At 52.2% G+C, this 23,147-nt stretch carries 22 protein-coding genes and 3 tRNA genes; 11 read left to right on the forward strand and 14 right to left on the reverse strand.

Features of this window, described 5'->3' with window-relative positions:
- Positions 1-87: 87 nt before the first annotated feature.
- Together MOY_RS00865 and ppnN are read right to left on the reverse strand one after the other, a co-directional pair.
- Complete coding sequence (locus MOY_RS00865) at positions 88-813, reverse strand: sulfite exporter TauE/SafE family protein (protein WP_009095478.1); 726 nt, start codon at positions 811-813, stop codon at positions 88-90.
- A gap of 88 nt (positions 814-901) precedes the next feature.
- Positions 902-2,284 (reverse strand): nucleotide 5'-monophosphate nucleosidase PpnN, encoded by a 1,383-nt coding sequence (gene ppnN / locus MOY_RS00870; protein WP_009095480.1) that lies wholly within the window; start codon positions 2,282-2,284, stop codon positions 902-904.
- 160 nt (positions 2,285-2,444) lie between these two features.
- Here ppnN and MOY_RS00875 point away from each other — a divergent pair, with 160 nt between their 5' ends.
- Positions 2,445-3,347: a LysR family transcriptional regulator gene (locus MOY_RS00875; RefSeq protein WP_009095481.1), complete on the forward strand. Its 903-nt coding sequence runs from the start codon at positions 2,445-2,447 to the stop codon at positions 3,345-3,347.
- A gap of 72 nt (positions 3,348-3,419) precedes the next feature.
- Here the strand turns inward: MOY_RS00875 and gcvP are convergent, their stop codons facing one another.
- Both gcvP and gcvH read right to left on the reverse strand, forming a co-directional pair.
- On the reverse strand, positions 3,420-6,314 hold the full coding sequence (gcvP, locus tag MOY_RS00880) for an aminomethyl-transferring glycine dehydrogenase (protein ID WP_009095483.1): 2,895 nt from the start codon (positions 6,312-6,314) through the stop codon (positions 3,420-3,422).
- 101 nt (positions 6,315-6,415) lie between these two features.
- On the reverse strand, positions 6,416-6,805 hold the full coding sequence (gene gcvH, locus MOY_RS00885) for a glycine cleavage system protein GcvH (protein WP_009095484.1): 390 nt from the start codon (positions 6,803-6,805) through the stop codon (positions 6,416-6,418).
- Between the two features lie 421 nt (positions 6,806-7,226).
- On the opposite strand from gcvH, the gene MOY_RS00890 reads away from it, so the two are divergent.
- Complete coding sequence (locus MOY_RS00890; RefSeq protein ID WP_009095486.1) at positions 7,227-8,645, forward strand: alanine/glycine:cation symporter family protein; 1,419 nt, start codon at positions 7,227-7,229, stop codon at positions 8,643-8,645.
- A 109-nt stretch (positions 8,646-8,754) separates the two neighbouring features.
- Positions 8,755-9,867, forward strand: coding sequence for a glycine cleavage system aminomethyltransferase GcvT (gcvT, locus tag MOY_RS00895; RefSeq protein ID WP_009095488.1), 1,113 nt, complete (start codon positions 8,755-8,757; stop codon positions 9,865-9,867).
- A gap of 80 nt (positions 9,868-9,947) precedes the next feature.
- On the opposite strand, the gene MOY_RS00900 is transcribed toward gcvT, so the two are convergent.
- The 3 genes from MOY_RS00900 to MOY_RS00910 all read right to left on the reverse strand — a co-directional run bounded on the left by MOY_RS00900 (position 9,948) and on the right by MOY_RS00910 (position 12,770).
- A complete protein-coding gene (locus MOY_RS00900) occupies positions 9,948-10,823 on the reverse strand; it encodes a LysM peptidoglycan-binding domain-containing protein (RefSeq protein WP_009095490.1) in 876 nt (291 codons plus the stop codon).
- An 8-nt stretch (positions 10,824-10,831) separates the two neighbouring features.
- Entirely contained in the window at positions 10,832-11,713 is an 882-nt protein-coding gene (locus MOY_RS00905) for an acyltransferase (RefSeq protein WP_009095492.1), read from the reverse strand.
- Positions 11,714-11,873: 160 nt separating this feature from the next.
- A complete protein-coding gene (locus tag MOY_RS00910; protein WP_009095494.1) occupies positions 11,874-12,770 on the reverse strand; it encodes a LysR family transcriptional regulator in 897 nt (298 codons plus the stop codon).
- A gap of 147 nt (positions 12,771-12,917) precedes the next feature.
- Here MOY_RS00910 and MOY_RS00915 point away from each other — a divergent pair, with 147 nt between their 5' ends.
- Positions 12,918-13,616 carry a CoA transferase subunit A gene (locus MOY_RS00915; protein ID WP_009095496.1) on the forward strand — a complete coding sequence of 233 codons (699 nt, stop codon included), beginning with the start codon at positions 12,918-12,920 and terminating at the stop codon, positions 13,614-13,616.
- An 86-nt stretch (positions 13,617-13,702) separates the two neighbouring features.
- Complete coding sequence (locus tag MOY_RS00920; protein ID WP_009095498.1) at positions 13,703-14,365, forward strand: CoA transferase subunit B; 663 nt, start codon at positions 13,703-13,705, stop codon at positions 14,363-14,365.
- A 48-nt stretch (positions 14,366-14,413) separates the two neighbouring features.
- Here MOY_RS00920 and MOY_RS00925 read toward each other — a convergent pair whose 3' ends face one another.
- Together MOY_RS00925 and MOY_RS00930 are read right to left on the reverse strand one after the other, a co-directional pair.
- Positions 14,414-15,181, reverse strand: coding sequence for a DUF1338 family protein (locus tag MOY_RS00925; protein ID WP_009095501.1), 768 nt, complete (start codon positions 15,179-15,181; stop codon positions 14,414-14,416).
- Positions 15,182-15,297: 116 nt separating this feature from the next.
- Complete coding sequence (locus MOY_RS00930) at positions 15,298-15,561, reverse strand: GrxA family glutaredoxin (protein ID WP_035539697.1); 264 nt, start codon at positions 15,559-15,561, stop codon at positions 15,298-15,300.
- Positions 15,562-15,701: 140 nt separating this feature from the next.
- Here MOY_RS00930 and hybE point away from each other — a divergent pair, with 140 nt between their 5' ends.
- Together hybE and MOY_RS00940 are read left to right on the forward strand one after the other, a co-directional pair.
- Positions 15,702-16,127 (forward strand): [NiFe]-hydrogenase assembly chaperone HybE, encoded by a 426-nt coding sequence (gene hybE, locus MOY_RS00935; protein ID WP_009095505.1) that lies wholly within the window; start codon positions 15,702-15,704, stop codon positions 16,125-16,127.
- 262 nt (positions 16,128-16,389) lie between these two features.
- A complete protein-coding gene (locus tag MOY_RS00940; RefSeq protein ID WP_009095507.1) occupies positions 16,390-17,163 on the forward strand; it encodes a 3-hydroxybutyrate dehydrogenase in 774 nt (257 codons plus the stop codon).
- Positions 17,164-17,276: 113 nt separating this feature from the next.
- Here the strand turns inward: MOY_RS00940 and MOY_RS00945 are convergent, their stop codons facing one another.
- From MOY_RS00945 to MOY_RS00955, 3 genes are read right to left on the reverse strand one after another with little or no spacing between them, the layout of a single operon-like run.
- Positions 17,277-17,816: a response regulator transcription factor gene (locus tag MOY_RS00945; RefSeq protein ID WP_009095509.1), complete on the reverse strand. Its 540-nt coding sequence runs from the start codon at positions 17,814-17,816 to the stop codon at positions 17,277-17,279.
- Positions 17,817-17,852: 36 nt separating this feature from the next.
- Positions 17,853-19,127: an ATP-binding protein gene (locus tag MOY_RS00950; RefSeq protein WP_009095510.1), complete on the reverse strand. Its 1,275-nt coding sequence runs from the start codon at positions 19,125-19,127 to the stop codon at positions 17,853-17,855.
- A gap of 7 nt (positions 19,128-19,134) precedes the next feature.
- Positions 19,135-19,551, reverse strand: a complete 417-nt coding sequence (locus MOY_RS00955) for a hypothetical protein (protein WP_009095511.1) — start codon at positions 19,549-19,551, stop codon at positions 19,135-19,137.
- Between the two features lie 162 nt (positions 19,552-19,713).
- On the opposite strand from MOY_RS00955, the gene pyrC reads away from it, so the two are divergent.
- The gene (gene pyrC / locus MOY_RS00960) at positions 19,714-20,754 is read left to right on the forward strand and encodes a dihydroorotase (protein ID WP_009095512.1); all 1,041 of its coding nucleotides are present in this window, start codon (positions 19,714-19,716) and stop codon (positions 20,752-20,754) included.
- A gap of 115 nt (positions 20,755-20,869) precedes the next feature.
- Here pyrC and mtnN read toward each other — a convergent pair whose 3' ends face one another.
- Complete coding sequence (gene mtnN / locus MOY_RS00965) at positions 20,870-21,577, reverse strand: 5'-methylthioadenosine/S-adenosylhomocysteine nucleosidase (RefSeq protein WP_009095513.1); 708 nt, start codon at positions 21,575-21,577, stop codon at positions 20,870-20,872.
- Positions 21,578-21,633: 56 nt separating this feature from the next.
- Positions 21,634-22,494, reverse strand: coding sequence for a bifunctional methylenetetrahydrofolate dehydrogenase/methenyltetrahydrofolate cyclohydrolase FolD (gene folD, locus MOY_RS00970; protein WP_009095514.1), 861 nt, complete (start codon positions 22,492-22,494; stop codon positions 21,634-21,636).
- Between the two features lie 212 nt (positions 22,495-22,706).
- On the opposite strand from folD, the gene MOY_RS00975 reads away from it, so the two are divergent.
- The 3 genes from MOY_RS00975 to MOY_RS00985 all read left to right on the forward strand — a co-directional run bounded on the left by MOY_RS00975 (position 22,707) and on the right by MOY_RS00985 (position 23,131).
- A tRNA-Pro gene (locus MOY_RS00975) sits at positions 22,707-22,783 on the forward strand.
- A 92-nt stretch (positions 22,784-22,875) separates the two neighbouring features.
- Positions 22,876-22,952, forward strand: a tRNA-Arg gene (locus tag MOY_RS00980).
- Between the two features lie 104 nt (positions 22,953-23,056).
- A tRNA-His gene (locus MOY_RS00985) sits at positions 23,057-23,131 on the forward strand.
- The last annotated feature ends 16 nt before the right edge of the window (positions 23,132-23,147 follow it).

The raw sequence follows: 23,147 nt of genomic DNA on the forward strand, positions 1-23,147 counted from the left end.
CGGTGCTGCTCATGACGTCCATCAGTGTAGCGGGTTAACGGCGACTCTGCCTGGTGGGTTTCACCTCTGCCCATAGGCGGTTTTATCTTACAGCGTGGCATCAACGATGATTTTTAATGCGATGCCTGCCAATAGCAGCATAATTAAGTTATCGAATAGGTGATGAGGCAGGCGTTTACCAAGCTTAGCCCCTAAGGGCATCGCCACTAGTATGACCAGTAACGCAGCCAAGCTATATACGCTGCGTTCTAAGGTTAAAATACCCGCGCTTAATAGGGCGGGTATTTKCACGCAGGTGATTGCCACGAAGAAAACGGAAATAGAGCCGATGAACACTTGGCGCTCTAACCGCATGGCGTTGAGAAAGGTCACTGATGCAGGTGCTGACATGCCCGCAGCGCCTTGTAACACCCCGGCTAATAGGCCCACTGGCAAAACGATGCGCTTAGCCAGCGAAAAAGGCATTACCATTTTACGCCTAGCTAGCTTAATGGCCAGATACATTACAATAGCGCCTGCGACTCCAAGCGAGAGCAGGGTGGGCGAAAGCACTACTAGTCCCCAAGTGCCGATGATAATGCCCAGCCCACCGGCGATTGAAAACGCGGCTAAAAACCTTAGTGGTAAAAGATGACGTCGGTACTGCCATACCTGCAGCGCGTTACTGAACAGATTGGGCGCCACTAGTACCGCAATGGCCAGCTTTACATCATAGAGCATCGTCAGGACAGGAATGACGATGACAGGCACACCAGAACCAATAGCGCCTTTAATAACCCCTGCCGCGAGCAGCGTTAGCAGAGCAATAATCACGTGTGCATTCCTTTAAAGGCAGGCGGAGCGTTGGCGCAAGCCTGCCGGTGTTTATACGCTATACGTTGCGCTGTTTATTTGAGGAGGGCTATTTAAGTACATAGCAGGGCGTGTAGGGCTGGCCATCTAGCTTCATCCGGCCTTGGGCTACAAACGAGGTGAGTAGCTCGTCTAATCGCTGCATTAGTTCCGGTTCGGCGGTTAGCTCAAAGGGGCCGTGGGCCTCAATAGCACGAATGCCGTCTTCTTTAACATTGCCTGCCACAATGCCCGAGAACGCCCGCCGCAAATTGGCAGCTAGCTCATGAGTTGGCTGCTGGCGGTGCAGAGCTAGCGCGCGCATCGCTTCATGGGTGGGGGTAAAAGGTGCCTGAAACTCCCTGGCGATCGTCAAGCGCCAGTTGTAGTAAAACGCATCTTGATGCTTACGGCGGAAATCGGCAATTTCATCAATTCCGTCACGCATTTTACGTGCCACCGCCGTGGGGTCGCCGATAATAATGGTATAGTAGCGGCGGATATCTTCACCCAGGGTGTAAACCAAAAACTCGTCGATTTTCTGAAAGTAGGCCGCCGAATTGGCGGGACCGGTGAAAATAAGCGGGAAGGGGGTGTCCGCGTTGGTGGGGTGAAGCAAAATGCCCAGCAAATACAGAATCTCTTCTGCGGTGCCTACGCCGCCGGGAAAAACAATAATGCCATGACCAAGGCGTACGAAGGCTTCCAGCCGCTTCTCGATATCCGGCATCACAACGAGTTCATTAACGATGGGATTGGGTGCTTCCGCGGCGATAATACCCGGTTCTGAAATGCCCAAATAACGGCCATCTTTCCGACGCTGCTTAGCGTGAGCGACGTTAGCACCTTTCATAGGGCCCTTCATGGCGCCAGGGCCGCAGCCGGTGCAGATATCTAAATCGCGAAGCCCTAAGTGGTAGCCCACATCTTTAGAGTATTCGTACTCTTCCCTGGAAATGGAGTGGCCGCCCCAGCACACCACAAGGCTAGGGTCGCGGCCGGGCTTTAACGTGCCAGCCTTGCGCAAAATGTGAAACACCGCGTTGGTGGTGCCTTCGCCAGTATTAAGGTCAAAGCGATTGTGGTGCTGGATTTCATTATAGACGTAGACGATATCGCGAATAACGGACGATAAGTGTTCGCGAATACCGCGGATCATACGGCCATCTACAAAAGCTTCAGCGGGCGCGTTAGTTAATTTCAGCCGAATGCCTCGGTCTTGCTGTAGCACCTCAATATCGAAGTCTTTGTAAGCTTCTAAAATGGCTAAGCTATCGTCGGTGGGACTGCCGCAGTTAAGCACCGCCAGAGCGCAGCGCCGGAGCAAATCGTGCAAACCGCTTTTAGAGGTGCTTTTAAGACGATTGACTTCATGCTGAGAGAGAACTTCAAGACTCCCTTCAGGAGATATGATGCTGGAGATCGTGGCGCGGGGCACTGGCTGGTGCGTCATTATGATGGCTTTCCCTGATGTTGGTGATCACAATGTGCATACTATCACGCTGTTACAGACGGTTCAGTAGCGCTCGTGGTGCGCTCAGTAGGTAGCCGAGTTGTGCTACTCTATGGTCTCGTTAAGAGCAGACGATGACTCAATAAGATGGCGCTTCATTATGTTTAATGCCGTGTATTTTCGGACATTTATTACGTTGGTGGAAACCGGAAGTTTCACACGGACGGCGCGCCGTTTGGAAATGACTCAGCCAGGGGTTAGCCAGCATATTCGCAAGCTGGAAATTTACCTTAATAAAACACTGCTGGAACGAAAGGGCAGGAGTTTTACGCTCACTGAGACGGGCCGACGCGTCTACGACTATGCGCTAAAGCTGTTTGCTGAACATGAGCAGTTCCGCCACGGTCTAGATGACGACTCCTTAGATAGCGGTGATTGCCGTATTGCATCGCCTGGGAGTGTGGGGCTGATGTTTTACCCTTACATTCTCGGTCAGCAGCAGATGCATCCTAACTTGACCGTTAACTATAGCTTTGCGTTTAACCACGAAATTGTTAATGACCTGCTAGAAGGGCGCTACGATATTGGTATCGTTACTGAGCAGGTCAACCACCCGGATCTCACCTGCACCCTTTGGCATAAAGAGCCGCTTTGCTTAGTTGTGCCGGCTGATTTTGCGGGCAGCACCCTTTCTGATTTGATGGGGATAGGCTTTCTCAATTACTACGACGGCATTAACCACGCCAATGCGTTGCTGAAGGCTAATTACCCTGACGAGTTTCGCTCCATGACGCACTTCCGCCACCAGGGGTTTACCAATGAAGTCAGCATGGTGCTGGATGCTGTGGCGCGGGGGTTGGGCTTTACCGTTGTTTCCCGCTTAGTGCTAGAAACGTCCCCTTGGCAGCGTCAGGTGAAGGCATTAGCGTTGCCACATGCCATCAGCGAAGTGCTTTACCTGCTGCATCGCCAAGACTCGGTGCTACCCAAGCGGTATGAAAAATTGCTGAACGGTTTTCACGACCAGCGTATGCAAGAAAAAACGCCTCTGGCGCCGGATTAGCGGTGCCAGAGGCGTTAAGCTTACGTTTTGTCTCTCACGCTTTACATCTCACGTTTTAACATCGCCATGATATTACTGGCGATACTCATCAATGCTAGGGCACGAGCAAATTAACTGGCGGTCACCAAACACGTTGTCTACGCGGTTAACGGAGGGCCAGTATTTAGATGCGGCGACTGCCTGCGTGGGGAAGGCGCCTAGCTTTCGGTCGTAGGGTCGCTGCCAGTTACTATCCATCACGTCTGCCTGTGTGTGTGGAGCATTCACCAGCGGATTATTATCCAGCGGCCAGTCGCCTCGCTCTACTGCAGCGATCTCCTCACGAATCGCGATCATGGCATCGCAGAAACGATCTATTTCGTACAGTGACTCCGACTCTGTTGGCTCGATCATCAGCGTGCCCGGAACCGGGAACGACATGGTGGGCGCGTGGAAGCCGTAGTCCATTAGGCGTTTGGCGATATCCTCTTCGCTAATGCCTGAAGCGCTCTTGAGGGGGCGAATGTCGATAATGCATTCATGCGCCACCGTGCCATTTTGGCCGCGGTAGAGAATCGGGTAGGCCTCTTCCAGCCGCTTGGCAATATAGTTGGCATTTAAGATGGCAAGCTCAGTAGCTTCCCGCAAGCCACGGGCGCCCATCATTTTAATGTAGGCCCAAGAGATGGGTAGGATGGACGCACTGCCAAACGCCGCAGCAGAGACGGCGCCGCTTTCCGGGTTGACCCCATTAATAGGCGTCACCACGTGGTTAGATACAAAAGGCGCCAGGTGTGCTTTCACACCAATGGGACCCATGCCGGGGCCACCGCCGCCGTGGGGAATACAGAACGTTTTATGCAGGTTGAGATGCGATACATCACCACCAAAATCACCGGGGCGAGTAAGGCCAACCTGGGCGTTCATGTTGGCGCCGTCAACGTATACCTGGCCGCCGTGTTTGTGGACTACCTCGCATACGCTGCGCACGTGAGATTCAAACACCCCATGAGTCGAGGGGTAAGTAATCATCACCGCAGAGAGGCGTTCGCTGTACTGCTCGGCTTTGTTGGTTAAGTCGGCGAGATCGATGTTGCCGTTTTGATCGCACTCGACCACGACAACTTCCATGCTAAGCATGGCCGCAGAGGCAGGGTTAGTACCGTGGGCGGAGCTTGGAATCAAACACACATCGCGGTGAGCTTCGCCTTGGGCAGCTTGATAGCGACGGATGGCGAGCAGGCCAGCGTATTCGCCTTGTGCGCCTGAGTTTGGTTGCATGGAGATGTGGTCGTAACCGGTCACTTCTACCAGGAAAGCGGCAAGTTCATCAATCATTTGATGATAGCCCGCGACCTGGTCACGGGGGGCAAATGGGTGAAGATGCGCAAACGCAGGCCAGGATACAGGTATCATCTCGCTGGTAGCATTGAGTTTCATAGTGCATGAACCCAGCGGGATCATGGCGTGAGCCAGCGAGAGGTCCTTGTTCTCAAGACGTTTTAGGTAGCGCAGCATCTCAGTTTCACTGCGATAACGTTTGAACGTCGGGTGCTCTAAAAAGTTGCTTTGGCGCTGGTACGCGGCCGGAATGCCGCTGATGCCATCCTTCACCACCTTCTCGTCTAGCGCGGCCACGGAAAGGCTATGCTCGTCGCCGAGCAACACATCAAACAGGGCTGCTACATCGTGGGCAGTCGTCGTCTCATCCAGACTAATGCCGACATCGCCGTTAGCGAAATAGTGCAGGTTGATGTCGTGGGTCATGGCACGGCCATGAATTTTGCCCGCATCCACTTGGGTCAAGCGCAGCGTATCGAACCAGCTGTCGTGAGCTAGCATAACGCCTGCCTGCTTGAGACCTTCTGCTAGCAGGGTGGTTAAGCGATTTACGCGGCCCGCAATTTTGCGTAACCCTTCTGCACCGTGATAGGTCGCGTAGAAGCCCGCGATGTTGGCCAGCAGCGCTTGGGCGGTACAAATGTTGGATGTCGCTTTCTCGCGACGGATGTGCTGTTCGCGGGTTTGCATCGCCATGCGCAGCGCTGTGTTGCCCCGGCTATCTTTCGATACGCCGATAATTCGACCAGGAATCGAGCGTTTTAGCTTGTCTGATGTCGCAAAAAAAGCGGCGTGGGGGCCACCAAAGCCCATGGGAACGCCAAAGCGCTGGGAGCTACCCACCACAATATCGGCACCCATGGCACCCGGCTCTTTAAGCAGTACTAGGCTCAATAGGTCAGTAGCTACACAGGTCATAATGCCGCGCGCTTGGGCAGCTTCTAGCATGGGGCCCAGGTCGGTAACCTCTCCGCTGGCCGAGGGATATTGAACTAGCGCACCAAAAACGTCGTGTTCGGCTAGTGAGGCGGCTGGCCCACTGATGAGTTCAAAGCCAAAGAATTCGGCACGGGTTTTAACGACGTCCAGCGTTTGTGGAAAGAGGTCGTCTGCCACAAAAAAGGCGTTGGACTTGCTCTTTTTGTTGCTGCGTTTACAAAGCGCCATGGCTTCGGCGGCGGCAGTCGCTTCATCCAGCAGGGATGCGTTAGCAAGCTCCATGCCGGTTAAATCCATAATAACTTGCTGGAAGTTAAGCAGACCTTCTAAACGGCCTTGGGAAATTTCCGGCTGATAGGGGGTGTAGGCGGTATACCAGCCTGGGTTTTCCAACACATTACGCTGAATAACCGCGGGCATGTGCGTGCCATAGTAGCCTTGGCCAATATAGCTTTTAGCCACCCGATTTTGGCGTGCTAGCTGGCTTAGATAGTCAAGGGCTTCTGCTTCACTGCGAGGGTCATCCAGTGCAAGTTCGCGACCAAGGCGAATATCGCTGGGCACGGTTTGCTCAATAAGGTCTTCCATGCGCTGCATATTAAGCGCTTCTAACATGCTAGCGACATCGTCGGGGCTGGGCCCGTTATGACGTTTGATAAAAGCATCGTGGTCGGCCAGTTCGGCCAAGCGGCGTGATTCAAAAGACATGGGTAGCTTCCGGACGTTATGAGAAAACCGAGCAGGGGTATTCAACCAAGGCTATTCGGTAATAAGCCTGCCCCAGCCTTAATGAGCAGGCTTAATGGTGATTAATCGTCTGCGTTAATTGTCGCTTGGTAGGCGTTTGCGTCTAACAAGTCGTCAAGGGCTTGACCAGTTACGCGCACCTTCATCATCCAGCCGCCTTCATAGGGCGCATCGTTGACTGTTTCAGGCGCATCTTCAAGGGCGTCGTTGATCTCGATAACTTCGCCATCGACCGGTGAGTAAAGGTCGGAGGCGGCTTTAACCGACTCAATAACCCCAAACTCTTTGCCTTTGCTGAGTTCTTGGCCTACCTCGGGTAGCTCCACAAAAACCACATCACCCAGCGCTTCTTGAGCGTGGTCAGTGATGCCGATTGTCACGGTGCCGTCTTGGTGATCAAGCACCCATTCGTGACTTTTAGCGTAACGAAGATTAGCAGGAAGATTGCTCATGGTGATTCCCTATACGAAACGGTTGTCTGGACGAGAGCATACTAGCGTTTGTGAGCCGCCTTGGCGACCGTAGGCCGTGCTAGCAGAGGTCAATTTTTGCTTATGGTACCGTGTTTCTTATCGGAAACAAATTTCTTGAGAAGGACATGGTTAAGCTGCGGGAAAACGAGCGGCGGCGCAAGGTTAGGAAGGGAATGCACACTGGCTATAATTGCTGATGGAGATACTTTCTCTGCCTAAAGACGATATCACCATGGATATTTCCTGGGTAAATGGTGTAAAACATGCAGATCATGCGCTCTATACGGCCAACGCCGTGCAATAACAAAGCGTTTGATGACTGACATCCGGTTCATAAGACGGGCAGACAGTTGCCTGACACCCATAATAATTGAGCTAACGACAGGGTAAGGAGATACGCGTGGAGACATTAACTAGCCTCCTAGGGGCAATTAACGGTGTAGTTTGGGGGCCGTTAATGCTGATTTTGCTGTTAGGGGTAGGTATTTACCTACAGATTGGTTTGAAACTCATGCCGATTCGTAAGCTAGGCGTTGGCTTCAAGCTGATGTGGCAAGGGCGGGACCCTAAGCCTAAAAAAGCCGCGCCTGGTGAGAAAGCGCCTGAAAAAGCCAGCGATCATGGCGAAATTTCACCTTTCAATGCGCTAATGACGGCGCTATCCGCCACTATTGGCACGGGTAATATTGCAGGGGTGGCCACGGCCATTGCCTTAGGTGGCCCGGGCGCTGTGTTTTGGATGTGGATTACGGCGTTAGTCGGTATGGCGACAAAGTTTGCCGAAGCTGTACTGGCGGTTCGCTACCGTGAAACCGACAGTACCGGCCACCATGTGGGCGGCCCCATGTTCTATATCAAGAACGGCCTGGGTAAAAAGTGGCTTTGGCTAGGTGGGTTATTCGCCTTTTTTGGTGCGGTTGCGGCGTTTGGTATCGGCAATACCGTACAGTCTAACTCTGTGGCTGACGCCATGGATGCAAGCTTTGGTGTGCCGCACTGGCTTACGGGCATCATCATTATGGTGCTTGCCGGGGCGGTTATCCTGGGGGGCATCAAGCGCATTGCAAAAGTGGCCGGCAAGCTTGTGCCGATCATGGGTATTGCATACGTGATTGCGGGTTTGCTGGTGCTAATGGTTAACGCTAGCCAAATTGGTGATGCGTTTGGGCTGATTTTCTACTATGCCTTCAATCCTATTGCCGCTGCTGGTGGTTTTGCAGGGGCAGCCGTCATGGCCGCTATCCGCTTTGGTGTGGCACGGGGTATTTTCTCTAACGAAGCGGGCCTGGGTAGCGCACCTATAGCTCACGCGGCGGCTAAGACCAAAAACCCAGTGCGCCAAGGTTTGATCGCAATGCTGGGTACGTTTATCGATACCATTATTGTTTGTACGATCACGGCCCTGGTCATCTTGACGTCTACCGTGTGGATTGAGGGGGAAGCAGGTGCATCGCTGACCGCGCTTTCATTTGATGCGGCGCTACCAGGTTTTGGTAACCAGATTGTCGCGGTGGCGTTGGCTGTCTTTGCGTTTACCACTATTCTTGGCTGGTCTTTCTATGGCGAGAAGTGCTGCCAGTTCCTGTTCGGTACACGTTCTATTATGCTATACCGCGTGTTATTCGTATTAGCCATTCCGCTGGGCGCTATCGCGCAGTTGGGCTTTATCTGGCTAATGGCCGATACATTTAATGCCTTGATGGCTATCCCGAACTTGATCGCCCTGGCACTGCTATCGCCTGTGGTCTTTAAGCTCACCAAGGATTACTTTGCCGGTAAAGAAGTGCTGCCTGGTGAAGCGCTGGATCATGATAAATAGCGTTTAGCGCGTCATACGGATGTAATGACTCGCTATGCTGTATAAACAGCTATAGAGCCGGGAAGCCAACTACTGGCTTCCCGTTTCTTTTTTCGACCGAGGAAACCCCATGACTAACCTTAACCATACGCCGCTCCATGCGTTGCACACCAAGCTTGGCGCTAAAATGGCGCCCTTTGCTGGCTATGATATGCCGGTGCAGTATCCGTTAGGCGTTAAGAAAGAGCATGAGCATACTCGCCAGCGGTGTGGCTTGTTTGATGTTTCTCACATGGGGCAGATTCTGGTATCCGGTAAAGATGTTGCGAAAGCGTTAGAGACGTTAATACCGGCGGATTTGGTAGGGTTGAAGAAAGGCGAGCAGCGCTATGGGCTTTTCACCAGCACTGACGGCGGCATTATTGATGACTTGATGGCGGTCAATGCAGGAGACCACTTTTATCTTGTGGTTAACGCCGCCTGTAAAGACCAGGACATTGCCCATTTGCGTACCAATTTAGGCGCCACCCATGAGATCGAAGTGCTCGATCGGGGGCTGTTGGCGTTACAAGGGCCAGAAGCTCGCGATGTGATGGCGCGTCTCTGCCCAGAAGCCTGTGAGCTGACATTTATGCAGCATGGCCGGTTCACCTTGGCGGGGCAGGACGTATGGATCAGCCGCAGTGGTTATACCGGTGAAGATGGCTTTGAAATTTCCGTCTCCCGTGAGGGGTGTGAAGCACTTGCCGAACAGTTGCTTGCAGAGCCTGAGGTTGAAGCCATTGGTTTAGGCGCGCGTGATTCACTGCGTTTAGAAGCGGGATTGTGCCTCTATGGGCATGATATGGGTCTTGAGACGACCCCAGTAGAAGCCGGGCTTATTTGGGCCATTGGCAAGCCGCGGCGTCACGGAGGCGAGCGTTCTGCTGGCTTCCCGGGCGCCGATTTAATTCTCCATCAGGTGGATGCTAAAGACCATGTGCGTAAGCGGGTCGGTTTGGTGGCAGAAGGGCGCGCGCCGGTGCGTGAAGGAAGCGTGTTAGTAGATGAAGCGGGTAACGAGATTGGCGTGGTCACGTCGGGAGGCTTTGGGCCAAGCGTAGGCAAGCCAGTGGCACTTGGATACGTAAAGCGTGAATGGGAAGCGGCTGAAAGCGTTGTTTATGCGCTGGTGCGCGGCAAGCAGCTCCCCATGGTGGTGACTGCGCCCCCCTTTATTAAGCCTGGTTACTATCGCGGATAAAGTAAGCGGTTAGCTGCTAATATAGCGTAAAAAAGCCCCTGACATTCAGGGGCTTTTTCGTCACAGCGACTATTGTAGGGCTACCTTAATACTTGGCGCGGGTCGATAGGTTTGCCACCTTGGCGGAGGTCGAACAGTAGGTCATAGCGCTGGGTCGAGCTGCTTTGTCCGATTTCACAAAGTGGATCACCCGTGCTGACCTGTTGTCCGACTCGGACAAGAATGCGTGCGCATAAGGCATAGACCGTTTGAAGATTATCCGCATGGTGAACGATCACCACGTCACCGAGTTGCCGCATGCCGTCGGCGAAGCGTACCTCGCCCGGGGCCACTGCTTTAGCGTTTGCGCCTTCTTGGGTGGCTAGCAGCATCGGTTGTAGCGTGCCACGGCTATCTGCACCAAAGCGCCGAACGATACGGTAGTCCTCTAATGGCCATGGCCAGCGGCGTGCCGAGGCGGGCAAGCTGGCGCTTGGCGCTGGTGTCGATGGAGCAGCTGCTGGGCGGCTAGCACTGCTGCTTCCGCTGCTTGCACTACTACCAAGGGGCACGCTGACGATTTGACCAACCCGCAGCGCCGTTGCCGGGGTGCTGGGGTTGGCGCTCTGTAAGCGCCCAGAGGTAGTACCAAAATGACGTGCGATACTGGAGTAGGTATCGCCTGCTCGGATTTGGTAGCGGTAGGGGCCGCCTGAAGGAGCGCGCTCTTGCTGAGTAGGTATCAGCAGGCGCTGCCCCGCGCTTAAATTCTGTGCAGACACACCGGGGTTAAAACGTTCAAGACGTTCCAGTGGGACGCTGGCCCTTGCGGCTAGCTGTCCTAACGTATCGCCACGCTGTACTTCAATCCAATTGCCACTGATTTGGCTCGAGCTGCTGGGCGTAGGAACACGCTCGGTAGACGTGCCAGACCCGGCACAGCCCGCTAGCCCAGTGGCAAGTAAACAAATCACCATCCAGTGAGTTAATCGTGATCGGTTTGGTTGCCAAGCAAGGTATCTTTTTCCTGCCAGAGTGAATTGATCCATGCGTGGAAGCGTTCCTTGTGCTGCGGTTCTTGGTGATAGTTGGCATCAAGCATCCAATGGGGAACAGCCAGTTGCCTTGCTTCAAGGGTAATGGGGGCTTCTTTACCGCATAGAAACCCCCAAAAAGTGGGTGATGGGTTTTGGTAGCTAATAGTTACATCAAGAATACCATCCAATTGGTCGCCTAGCAGACTAATCACCTGGGCAATGCCGCCCGCTTTCGGCCTTAACAAATGCCGGAAAGGGCTGTTTTGGGCATCCCGTTTAGCCACTGTGAAACGCGTGCCCTCAACAAAATTAAGTATTGTAATAGGTGCGTTACGCGCCTGCTGACATATACGCTCTGTTGCTTCACGGTCGATAGTGGCGAGCTTAGGGTCTTTGGCAATCTGTTCGCGGCTGAAGCGACGCATAAAAGGAAACTCCAGCGCCCAAAATGCTAGCCCGACGATTGGGATCCATATTAATTGATGTTTTAAGAAGAAGCGTGGCAACGGTATTCGGCGGTGCAGCGCCATAAAAAGGATAAAAATATCGGTCCAGCTTCGATGGTTTGAAACTACCAGCCACCATTGATCGGTACTCAGGGTTTCAGGCGTATTAATAGTCAGGTTGGGTTTTAGCCAGCGCCGCATCCACCAGAGGTTAAGGCCTATCCAGTTTTGAGCGACAGCACAGAGCTTATTAAGTAGCCACTGTTTGCGATGACGGCCAGGCGTGATTACCTTGGCAAGCGTCAGCAGAATAAGAGGCACACCCCAAAAAAGCGTGCTAACTATCAGCAGTAAGACGCTGACAACTCCTTTCACAATAGGCATACCGCATTTCCTCGATACAAATTCTTCTGTTCAGCGCTCTGCACGTGAGTACGCCTTTAGACTGAATGCTAAAGGATCAAAGCGATGCTGCCCAGCTTAGCTGTTCACTATTGCACGGTTAGGGTGTTTTTATGGGACGTGCTAATGCTAGCAGCGTGCTTTAAAACGTTTCAGCTAGGCAAGGTGCTTTTACACTTTCGACAAGCACATTACGCAAAGCGTAAGCGGCGACTGATAACTCCTGCTGGGTGATTATACCTACCCGGCAAGCAATGCTTGGGCTATTTAAAGGAACGCAGCGGGCGCCTAGCGCCTGCATCTGTCTAATGCACATAGAGGGGACGGCACTAACCCCCAAGCCTTCGGCTACCATTCTACCTACCGTTGAGAGTTGGTGGCTTTCAAACGCTACGGGTAAATCAATTTTACGTTTGCCCAGTTCTAGTTCCAGCAAGCGACGAACCATCGACGGGCGCTGAAGGGTGATGAAGTCATCCTGTAAAAGCGTTGCCCATGAAAGGCTGCTAGCGTGTAAGGGAAATGTCGGCGGCACCACCGCCACAAACTCATCTTCAAATAGGGGTGTAAACGTTAGGCTGCCTGTTCCCTCTGGTGAGAAAGCTATGCCTATTTCGACTTGGCGGGAGCGCACCATGTCGATCACCTCTTCGTTAATCACATCGTGAACGGTGATGTTGATTTTGGGGTATTGTTGACGAAATTTAACCAGCGCGCCGGGCAGTAAGTTGCAGGCAAAAGATGGCATGGCGGCAACACTCAAACGGCCCAATTGAAGTGTAAATCGCTGGCGCAAGCGCTCCTCGGTGTTATCCCACTGCGCTAGCAGGTGTTTAGCAAGGGGGAGTAACGACTCTCCTTCAGGGGTCAGCCGCACGCTACGGGTGCTTCGGATGAGTAATTTACCGCCAAGCGAATCCTCTAACCCTTTGATAGCGAGGCTCAATGCTGGTTGTGAAAGGTGCAGGCGCTCACATGCATGGGTAAAGCTCAGGGTTTGGGCGACCGCGAGAAAGGCGCGCAGTTGTTTGGCAGTCATGTAGACTCTTTTATAAGTTTTTAAAATAAATTGATAAGAAAAACAAACTTAACAAATATATCATCAAGTACAACACTGGCACTATCCCGTAAGCAGCATCGTTAGGATCTGCTCAACGCACCACCGACAATAATGAGAGGCATAACAATGGCAGGATTCGATAAGCGAGTGTCTTCCTACGAGGAAGCAATGGAAGGTATCAAAGATGGGATGACGGTGATTGCAGGTGGCTTCGGCCTGTGTGGCATCCCCGAAAACCTGATTGCTGAGATTAAGCGCCGGGGGGTTAAAGACCTTTCTGTTGTGTCCAACAACTGTGGGGTTGATGGCTTTGGCCTGGGTCTGCTGCTTGAAGATCGCCAGATCAGTAAGATTTTTGCCTCTTATGTGGGTGAGAACGCAATGTTTGAGCAGCAGATGCTCAATAATGAAATCGATGTAGTACTTACGCCCCAAGGTACCCTGGCAGAAAAAATGCGTGCAGGCGGTGCCGGTATTCCCGCTTTCTATACCGCGACAGGTTACGGTACGCCGATTGGTGACGGTAAAGAGGTACGCGAGTTCAACGGTCGTCACTACATTTTAGAAGAGGCGATCACGGGAGACTTCGCAATTGTAAAAGGGTGGAAAGCCGACCGATATGGCAACGTGATGTATCGCCATACTGCGCAGAACTTCAACCCAATGGCTGCGACTGCCGGAAAAATCACCGTAGTGGAAGTTGAGGAAATTGTTGAGCCGGGTGAGCTGGAGCCAAGCCAAATCCACACGCCGGGTATTTATGTGGATCGCATTATTCAAGGCTCTTTCGAGAAGCGTATTGAGAAGCGTACGGTGCGCAGTTAATCGCGACACGCTTTTTAATTGCGACATAGCTTAATGCAATTACTCAACTCGATGACTCTCACGTTATTCACTACGAGGTAAGTACCATGGCTTTAACACGTGAACAGATGGCCCAACGCGTTGCTCGCGAGCTTGAAGATGGCTTCTACGTTAATTTAGGTATCGGCATTCCCACTCTGGTTGCCAACTACGTACCTGAAGGTATTGATGTCATGCTGCAGTCTGAAAATGGCTTGCTGGGCATGGGACGCTTTCCGACGGAGGAAGAAGTAGACTCGGATATGATTAATGCCGGTAAGCAGACGGTAACCGCTAGACCCGGTGCGGCAATTTTTTCTTCGGCTGAATCGTTTGCCATGATCCGCGGTGGTCATGTCGATTTAACGGTGCTTGGCGCCTTTGAAGTCGACCAGGAAGGCAACATTGCCTCTTGGATGGTGCCTGGTAAATTGATCAAAGGCATGGGTGGCGCTATGGATTTGGTCGCAGGCGCCGAAAATATTATCTGTACAATGACCCATGCGTCTAAACATGGCGAATCTAAACTGCTGGAGAAGTGTACGCTGCCATTAACCGGTGCAGGTTGTATCAATCGCGTTCTGACAGATCTCGCCTATCTTGAAATTAAAGACGGTGCATTCATTTTGAAAGAGCGTGCGCCGGGTGTAAGCGTTGAAGAGATCATTGAGAAAACCGCTGGAAAGCTCATTGTTCCAGATAACGTTCCTGAAATGACCTTTGATGAGTAATTTTGCTTACGTTGGCTGATTAAATTGGCGTGGGCACGCTTGTCGGGCTCACGCCATTTCACAGCGAGTATGAAAAGGCAGCAATATCTCAGCAATTCGCTCGTGGTCATCGTCCAGATGCTTTTGAATTAAGGCGAGGCCGCCAAGACTAAGCCGGTGTTCATCGCCGTTGTCAAACGCAATTTTCTGAGGCATAGCGGGATAAAAGCGATGTTGCAGCATTGATGAGACGGGGAATACGCCATTTTGCTGACTTTCGATACTTGGCATGCCAGCCGTTGCGAGTTGGGCATCGAGTGCTTCAAGTGGATTACCCAGAGCTATGCAATCAAAGCCTGCATGATGAAGTCGTGGGCCCATGACCGCTAGCCATGCTGCAAGTGGGTGGGCAGCTTGAAGCTGTTGATACAGTGTCCAGGACGGCATTGGCCAGGGACGCCCACGACAAAACAAGTTATGGCCTTTGCAATCTTCGGGATGGCTTTTTGCTACTAGGCCAGTGAGTGCTTCCCTGGGCGCTTTGCAAAGTGTGCCTAACTGCAGTTCTGCCAATAATAGCCAACTACCATTGTCATTAGGGGCGAGAAGGTGAATGAGCATCCCTTTATCTGCCATGGCGTAATGACCTACTGAACGGTACCCCATATGCGCTAGCTTGCCCGCCAGTATGTTCGCAGCAAAAGGCCCGTGGTTGAGAGTTACCAGCGTCAGGTATTCAGCTGGGGTGTTTAACGGCCACAGCCTAAGTGCCCCTAAATCGGGATGGGTATGAATATAGTCAAGCCACAGCTGTTGAATAAACTCCTCTCGCTGCATGGGGTAACCTCGCCGCCTATAGTTGACCCGTATGGGTTAAGTTCTTGGGCATTCAGTATAGGCAAGCAAGGGTACATTGGGTTCAACGGGTATTAACGGCATTTTTAACGCCAAGTTTAAGAGGCGAGTAGCTGTTTATTGCGCACATAGTGGTCGAATTCCGTAAAACCGCCAATGTGCTGTTGGTCGACAAATATTTGCGGAACTGTGTGAATTGGTTTGCCCGCAGTTTTTGCAATATCTTCTTTGGTAACACCCTCTGTAGGCATATCTACATAGCGATAGCCTTCAATTTTTCCTGTGCTTTCCAGGTGGTCAGCTAACTGCTTTGCGCGGACGCAAAAAGGGCAAGACATGCGACCAAAAATAACCACAAACATGGGTAACGCTCCTTTAAAATAGTAGGCTTTCAGTAAAAAATTACGGCCATTGTGGCGTAGCTGAGACGCTTTCGCCAATAGCACCAAACTACGTCCATCATTGAGGCGCGTTATCGGTGCCATTTGTTCAAGGAGAAGTGATGCAACGGTTGGCTCACCAGGAGTATCAGCACCTAGCGGCACTGGCGCTGGCGTATCGAGATGCGCACCTGCGCTCTATCAAAGAACATAGCCACTATAACCCTCGGTTAGGCGTAGACGCTTTATGCTTTGAACACCTCAACGAGACAGTTCATGGGGCTTCGCTGATGGTGGGAGCCTTGATGACACCTTGTGAGCTTTGGCTGATGGCGGTGCCCGAGCAGTCCATGCTGACGTCGCCGCTACCTGAGACGCTGTTGCTTGACTTACCTTCAGGGCGTTACTTGTTAGACCTGGAGCGGTTGCCTACTGGCTATGAAATCTACAAGCGCAGTGTCTTAGAGGATTTAAGCGATCTCGAAAGTATGCAGGATGCCGCTCGGTTAGCGCAGCAAATGATGTCGCGCTTAATGGCTCAGAGCTAAGTGCCAGAAGGGCAGAGTATGCAGACAGCCTAATGGGCTTCTATACTCGTAACCGTTACATCTAGACGCTTCGGTTGTCGTTATGAATAACCCCGATATCATCAACGTGTTCCGGCTTTTGATGTTCCTCTCTGATTTCTTGTAAATGGCCTAGTGTGACACGAGAGTGTCGACGAGTGCCGAGCGTTAAATTGACTATTTTTATGTCGCGTTTTTCAAGACCTGCTTTTCAACATCTAATTTAACCCAAAAGGAAATGCTAATGAGTTCTCCAGTAGCCGCAACCCCCCGCGTTGCTGTGGTAACCGGTACCACCACAGGCATTGGTGCCGCTGTTGTGAAACATTTTTGTGAGCTGGGCCATCAGGTTCTCGCCGTGGATTTCAATCCAAAAGGCAAGGAAGTGGCCGATGCGGCTGGCGCGGCGTTTTACCAGGCTGACCTAACTGATCCTGATGCGTGTCGTGCTGCTATCGCGGATGCGGTAAAGCGCTTTGGTGGCGTGGATATTTTGGTGAATAATGCGGGTATTCAGCACGTTGCGTCGATTGAAACCTTTCCTGAAGAGAAGTGGCGTCAAATTATTGATCTAATGCTCACGGCGCCTTTCATCCTCACTCAAGCGGCTTGGCCATCAATGCGTGAAAAAGGCTGGGGGCGAATTATTAATATTGCCTCGATTCATGCCCAAGTCGCCTCGCCCGGCAAGTCTGCGTACGTAAGTGCTAAGCATGGCATGATGGGGTTGACCAAAACGGCTGCGCTGGAAGGCGGCGAGCAGGGGATTACTGCCAACGCTATTTGCCCTGCCTATGTGAGAACACCGCTGGTGGATAACCAAATCGCCGATCAAGCCAAGCTGCACGGTATGGGCGAGCAAGAGGTGATTGAAAACATCATGCTAAAAAATGCCGCGGTTAAGCGTTTAATCGAACCAATCGAAGTGGCACAGATGGTAGCGTATCTCGCTTCTGACGCTGCTGGTGCGGTAACCGGTTCAAGCTGGAATATTGACCTAGGCTGGACAGCCCACTAACGCGATTATTTCCCCTGTTAGGGCGCGCCACTTATGCTGAAGCGTTTATAAGAGGGTGGTAACAGGGGAATTTGCTGATGCATAGATGTTTATTGACTGAACTTTAACGTGAGTTAACGGCGAACTGGGCGTTTTTGTAACTTGCGTTGTAAGGTTCGCCGGTGCATGCCCAGCGCGCGGGCAGTCGCTGAAATATTGCCATCGTGCTCTTGAAGCACTTTTTGGATATGTTCCCAGGTAATGCGATTGATAGAGGGCGGGTTATCGGCAAGCTCGATGTTGGGGTCGCCTTCCTGCTGTTCAAACGCATGAATAACGTCGTCCGCGTCAGCGGGTTTACACAAGTAGTTCACTGCGCCTAGCTTGATTGCTTCTACTGCGGTGGCAATGCTCGAATAGCCGGTAAGCACCACAATGCGGCAATGGGGCACGGTGATGAGCAGCTCAGGTAGTAGTTTAAGGCCCGAGCTGTGTTCGAGTTTAAGATCCAATGTTGCCATGGTTGGCACAAATTGCGCCGCTACCGTTAGTGCTTGGTCGGCATCGTGGGCAACCATTACCTCGTAGCCACGTCGGCTGAGCGCTCGGCTCAATACATGGCAAAACATTTCATCGTCATCAATAATTAGAAGGCGTTGCTCGTGCGTCTGCATGATGTCCTCGGTGTTGCTGCGGCTGCCATGCCGCTATTACCTATCTGGGGCGGAGCAGCGTGGAAGCGTTACTTCCGTTAACGTGCCACCTTCAGGGTGATTGTACAGTCTAACGCCGCCGCCAAAGCGGTTAATCGTGGCATGGGTTAAAAACAAGCCAATTCCCATCCCTTTGCTTTTTGTAGAGACGAAGGTATCGCCAAGCTGGTCAGCGATGGACATAGCAATCCCGGGGCCATGATCGCGTATATCGATAATGACGCTCTCTTCCTGCCAATCTAACCGAATGGCAATCTGCTCTGGATTTGCATCGGCGGCATTGTTTAATAAGTTAGTGAGTGCTTGGTCAAGGGTAGCATCCACGGCAAGCCAAGGGCGGCCACGCTTCTCGTTAACATCGAAGTGGTGGCTAACATCGGGCCTGATAACCAGCCAGCGCTGCACTACGCCTGCCAACCACACTTCTGCATCAAGCACTTCAGGTTCAGCCATACGCCGCCGATCCGCATTGGTAACTAAGTGCTGCAAACGCGACTTGCACACATCGACCTGCTGGCGCAACAGCGCAATGTCTTGCTGAAGCACGCTGTCCCTAAGTGCTTCATCTTGCATCTCTTTAAGAAGCACCGCCATGGTGGAGAGTGGGGTGCCTAGTTCGTGTGCAGTGCCTGCGGCTTGGGTAGCCACTGCTAATACCTGCTCGTTGCGCAGAGCAGATTCCCGAGTGAGCGACAAGGCTTTATCCCGGTTGCGAAGCGCATGCGCCATTTTATAAATAAAAAAAGTGACCAGCCCCGCCGATAAGCCAAAGTTGAGCCACATGCCCAGCACGTGAAGGCTGAGTGGGCCATCGCTATTGATGTGGCCTAGCTGCGGAATAGGGTGATAGTAAAACATCAAAAACGTATAACCCGCCATAGAGCAGGCGGCCACTGTCCAGGCATGCCGCCAGGGTAGCGTGGCGGCTGCAATGGTCACTGGCACTAGGTAATAGGTAATAAACGGGTTGGTAGAGCCACCGGAAAAATAAAATAGCAGTGTTAAACCGGCCACATCGGCTAATAAGTGGGAAAGGTATTCAATATGTTTTACCGCCCGGGGCCTGCCAAGACGCCACCAAGTCGCAATATTAAGCACGCCCATAGCAATGACCACGCCGACCACTGCTGTAACGGGTAAATCAAACGCTAAGAATTCGATGCCGACAATAATCGCCAGTAAAAAGCCTGTCCATGTAATGCCTCGGACAATGGTCAATCGAACCAGATTGCGGTTTGGCGTTGACAGTGGCAGGGGAAGGGCGGTGGGCATAACGAGATTATCTACCTGATATTTTAACACTATGAATGACAAATTTGATAAATAGGGTCATGACAAAGGTCATCCACCCGGCTGAAGCTAAAAAGTTAAACAGCAGCATTTTGGGTGGAAGCCAGGCGCTACCTACGATGGCTTCAAGCATAATGTGGAAAAACATTGCCAACAGTAGTGGCAATGCAAGGGTATGAATCCACATATCTGTTCGCCGCTTACGGATATGGTAGCGCCCCAATAAATAGCGCATGGGGCGGTGAGCCCAGCTAATAAGTACCAAGGCGCCAACCACAAACAGCATTGCCACAGTGGGTTCGGTACTGCCTTTGTACATTGAAATAGAGATCGACCAGGCAAGCCCAAGCCACATTAACCCTTCAATGCTGGCGATAATGTCTGCATAGCGACGCACGTTCTGCATAAACAACGAGATCCTTGATCCTACAAAGTGCCGCCATGATACGACACTTGATGAGGGCTGTGGGGCACAACGGTAGATTTATACCCCGCAGTATTGGGTATACTGTGCACTCTCTAATGCTCTGCCCGATTACTCTACAACCAGATAAGCACAGGACTTGCCGTGGACGCTATTACGTTAACCCGCCCTGATGATTGGCACCTTCATTTACGTGATGATGAGGCGCTAAACGCCGTGGTAGGCCATACCGCCGCCCAAATGGGTCGAGCGATTATCATGCCAAACCTCAAGCCCCCCGTGACCACCACCGAGCAGGCCATTGCTTACCGCGAGCGCATCTTGGCAGCGCTACCCCCTGGGAGTCGCTTTGAGCCGCTAATGACGCTCTACTTAACCGATACAACGCCTGTCAGTGAAATTGAAAAAGCGGTTGAAAGTTGTGTAGTGAAAGCCGTTAAGCTCTATCCAGCGGGGGCAACGACTAATTCGGCCTCTGGCGTTACCGATATTGCCCACTGCGATGAGGCAATTGCGATGATGGCCAAGTTGGGTATGCCATTATTGGTTCATGGTGAAGTCACCGATAGTGATATCGATATTTTCGACCGTGAAGCAGCGTTTATAGAGCGGGTAATGAAGCCCCTGCTAGCGAGGCATCCTAGCCTTAAAGTGGTTTTTGAGCACATTACGACCCAGCAGGCTGCGGAGTTTGTTGCCGCTGCGCCCGGCAATATTGCAGCTACCATTACTGCTCACCATTTGCTATTTAACCGTAACAAGATGCTGGCGGGTGGCATTCGCCCCCATTACTACTGCTTGCCGATTTTAAAACGCGAACAGCATCGTCTGGCGTTACTAAAAGCTGCGACCAGTGGAAGCGCTAAGTTTTTCCTGGGTACCGATAGTGCTCCCCATGCCCAAGGTGATAAGGAGTCGAGCTGTGGTTGTGCAGGTGCGTATACGGCGCCTGCCGCGATTGAACTGTATGCAGTCGCGTTTGAAGAGATGCAGGCGCTGGATAAGCTTGAAGCCTTTGCCAGCTTAAATGGTCCGCGTTTTTACGGACTTTCCCCCAATACTGACACCATCACGCTGGAACGCCGTGAATGGCGTTTGCCTGAACGCTTCCCCTACGCCGCAGGGCAGGACATCATTCCGCTTATGGCAGGTGAAACCTTGCCGTGGGCACTTAAAGACGCCTAAAAGCGGCGCCTGGCAAAGCGCGCTATCGAGCAGATGTAGCCCTCTATCTAGCGCTAGCTAGCAACATAAAACGGAGCCATTGGGCTCCGTTTTATGTTGTGTTTTGCGTTGTCGACTAGGTGTTGCCGAGCGTTATAAGCATTTGATCAACCATGCGGGACGAGTGGTCTGCGGCGATATCTAAGAACTGTTCAAAAGAGAGATGGTTGTCGCCGCTGCCAGGTATGTCCGACAGCGCGCGGATAACCACAAACGGGCATCCGTAGAGATGGCAGGTTTGTGCAATCGCGGCACCTTCCATTTCAACCGCCAGCATCGTAGGGAACTGAGCGCGCGTTGTGGCTACGCGTTCCGGATCGGCCATAAAGGCGTCCCCTGTGGCGATTAACCCTTCACGAACGTTTACTTCCCCCAGCGCTGCAATGGCGCCACGTGCTAGATCGCGTAACTGCTTATCAGCCTGATAAGCGGCGGGCATGCCTGGAACTTGTCCTAATTCATAGCCGAACACGACGGCGTCCACATCATGGTGACGAACTTCATCAGAGATGATGACATCGCCGATATTTAGATCGGTAGCGAAGCCGCCTGCCGAGCCGGTGTTAATAACAGCGTCAGGCTGATGACGCTCAAGCAGGATAGCGGTGCCTACGGCTGCGTTGACCTTACCGATGCCTGACTGCAACACCACCACCTCTAACCCATAGCGCGTACCGGTATAGAATACAAAACCGGCGTGTTCATAACGCGCAGCATTTTCAAGCTGGCTGGCTAAAAGGTTAACTTCTTGCGCCATGGCGCCAATAATTCCAATCCGTCGCACGTTAAGGTGCTCCTTGGTTGCTCAGTATCGTCTTAAGGCGGCGTTTCTTTAAGCCCTTATAGAGCTTTGTCGTGGCGCTCAGCGGCTTCTAGGGTGTTTTCAAGCAGGGTAGCAACCGTCATTGGCCCTACGCCGCCGGGCACCGGTGTGATAAAGCTGGCGCGTTCAGCGGCGATGGTAAAGTCGACATCTCCCATCAGTGAGCCATCTTCTTGTCGGTTAATACCTACATCGATAACAATAGCGCCAGGCTTAATCCATTCGCTATTAACGATGCCAGGCTTGCCAACAGCAACCACCAATAGGTCAGCACGACTAACATGCGTTTGCAGGTTCTGAGTAAAACGATGGCAAACCGTCGTGGTGCAGCCCGCGAGCATAAGCTCTAGTGCCATTGGGCGGCCTACAATGTTAGAGGCGCCTACAACGGTGGCATCTAAGCCACGCACCGCAATCCCGCTTTGCGCCAGCATGGTCATAATGCCTTTAGGCGTACAGGGCCGCAGCGACGGCATTCGCTGGGCTAAGCGGCCAATGTTGTAAGGGTGAAAGCCATCAACATCCTTATCAGGACGGATGCGCTCTAAAATGGGTCGTGCATCCATATGGTCTGGCAGAGGTAGTTGAACCAGAATGCCATCAACCGCAGGGTCATCGTTTAGCTGATCGACTAGGGTTTCCAGCGTTTCCTGCGTGGTGTTGGCGGGCAGGGCGTGTTGAAAAGAGAGAATGCCCGCTTGCTCGCAGGCACGGTGCTTGTTGCTGACGTACACGTGAGACGCTGGGTCTTCTCCGACCACTACAACGGCTAGTCCGGGTACTCGAGCGCCGGCTTGCTGGCGTGCGCTGACTTTTTCGGCAACGGCGTGACGGACATTAGCGGCGATGGCTTTGCCATCGATGAGTTGGGCGACCATGTAATGAGATCCCTATGCGAGGTTGAAGAGCAAAGCAGACTGCTAAATACGTGCAGCAACGCGCTTTCTATTAAGGAGCAATTTTCGCATGCTAGGGCGGGAAGGCAAAGCATCTATCGAATCAATCACTTTAGGTGTTGACTTTAAAATTAGAAGTAGTAATATATGCCTCGCTTGAGACGAGATACGCAGCAGCGTCTAAGGTAAGAAATCGGGATGTAGCGCAGTCTGGTAGCGCGCCTGCTTTGGGAGCAGGATGTCGGGGGTTCGAATCCCTCCATCCCGACCACATGCCTAGCGCGGAAGACGGCAGCTTGCTTTTCCAGACTTTGGTTGTGGTCAAGTGCTCATCAGTATTCAGCTAGATAGAATGCTTCATGTGCGCCTATAGCTCAACCGGATAGAGCAACGGCCTTCTAAGCCGTAGGTTGCGGGTTCAAGTCCTGCTGGGCGCGCCATTAATGATATAGATAATTACTTTTAACAAGGTAATTAGATCTAGATTAAAAAATGGTGTACGTGAGCAGTGATCAAAAGTAGTCCTTAAAGTACTTCATCTATGGTGGATGTAGCTCAGTGGTAGAGCCCCGGATTGTGACTCCGGTGGTCGTGGGTTCAATCCCCATCATCCACCCCATTGATGTAACGTACTA

Source organism: Halomonas sp. GFAJ-1 (assembly GCF_000236625.2).
Taxonomy (GTDB): domain Bacteria; phylum Pseudomonadota; class Gammaproteobacteria; order Pseudomonadales; family Halomonadaceae; genus Vreelandella.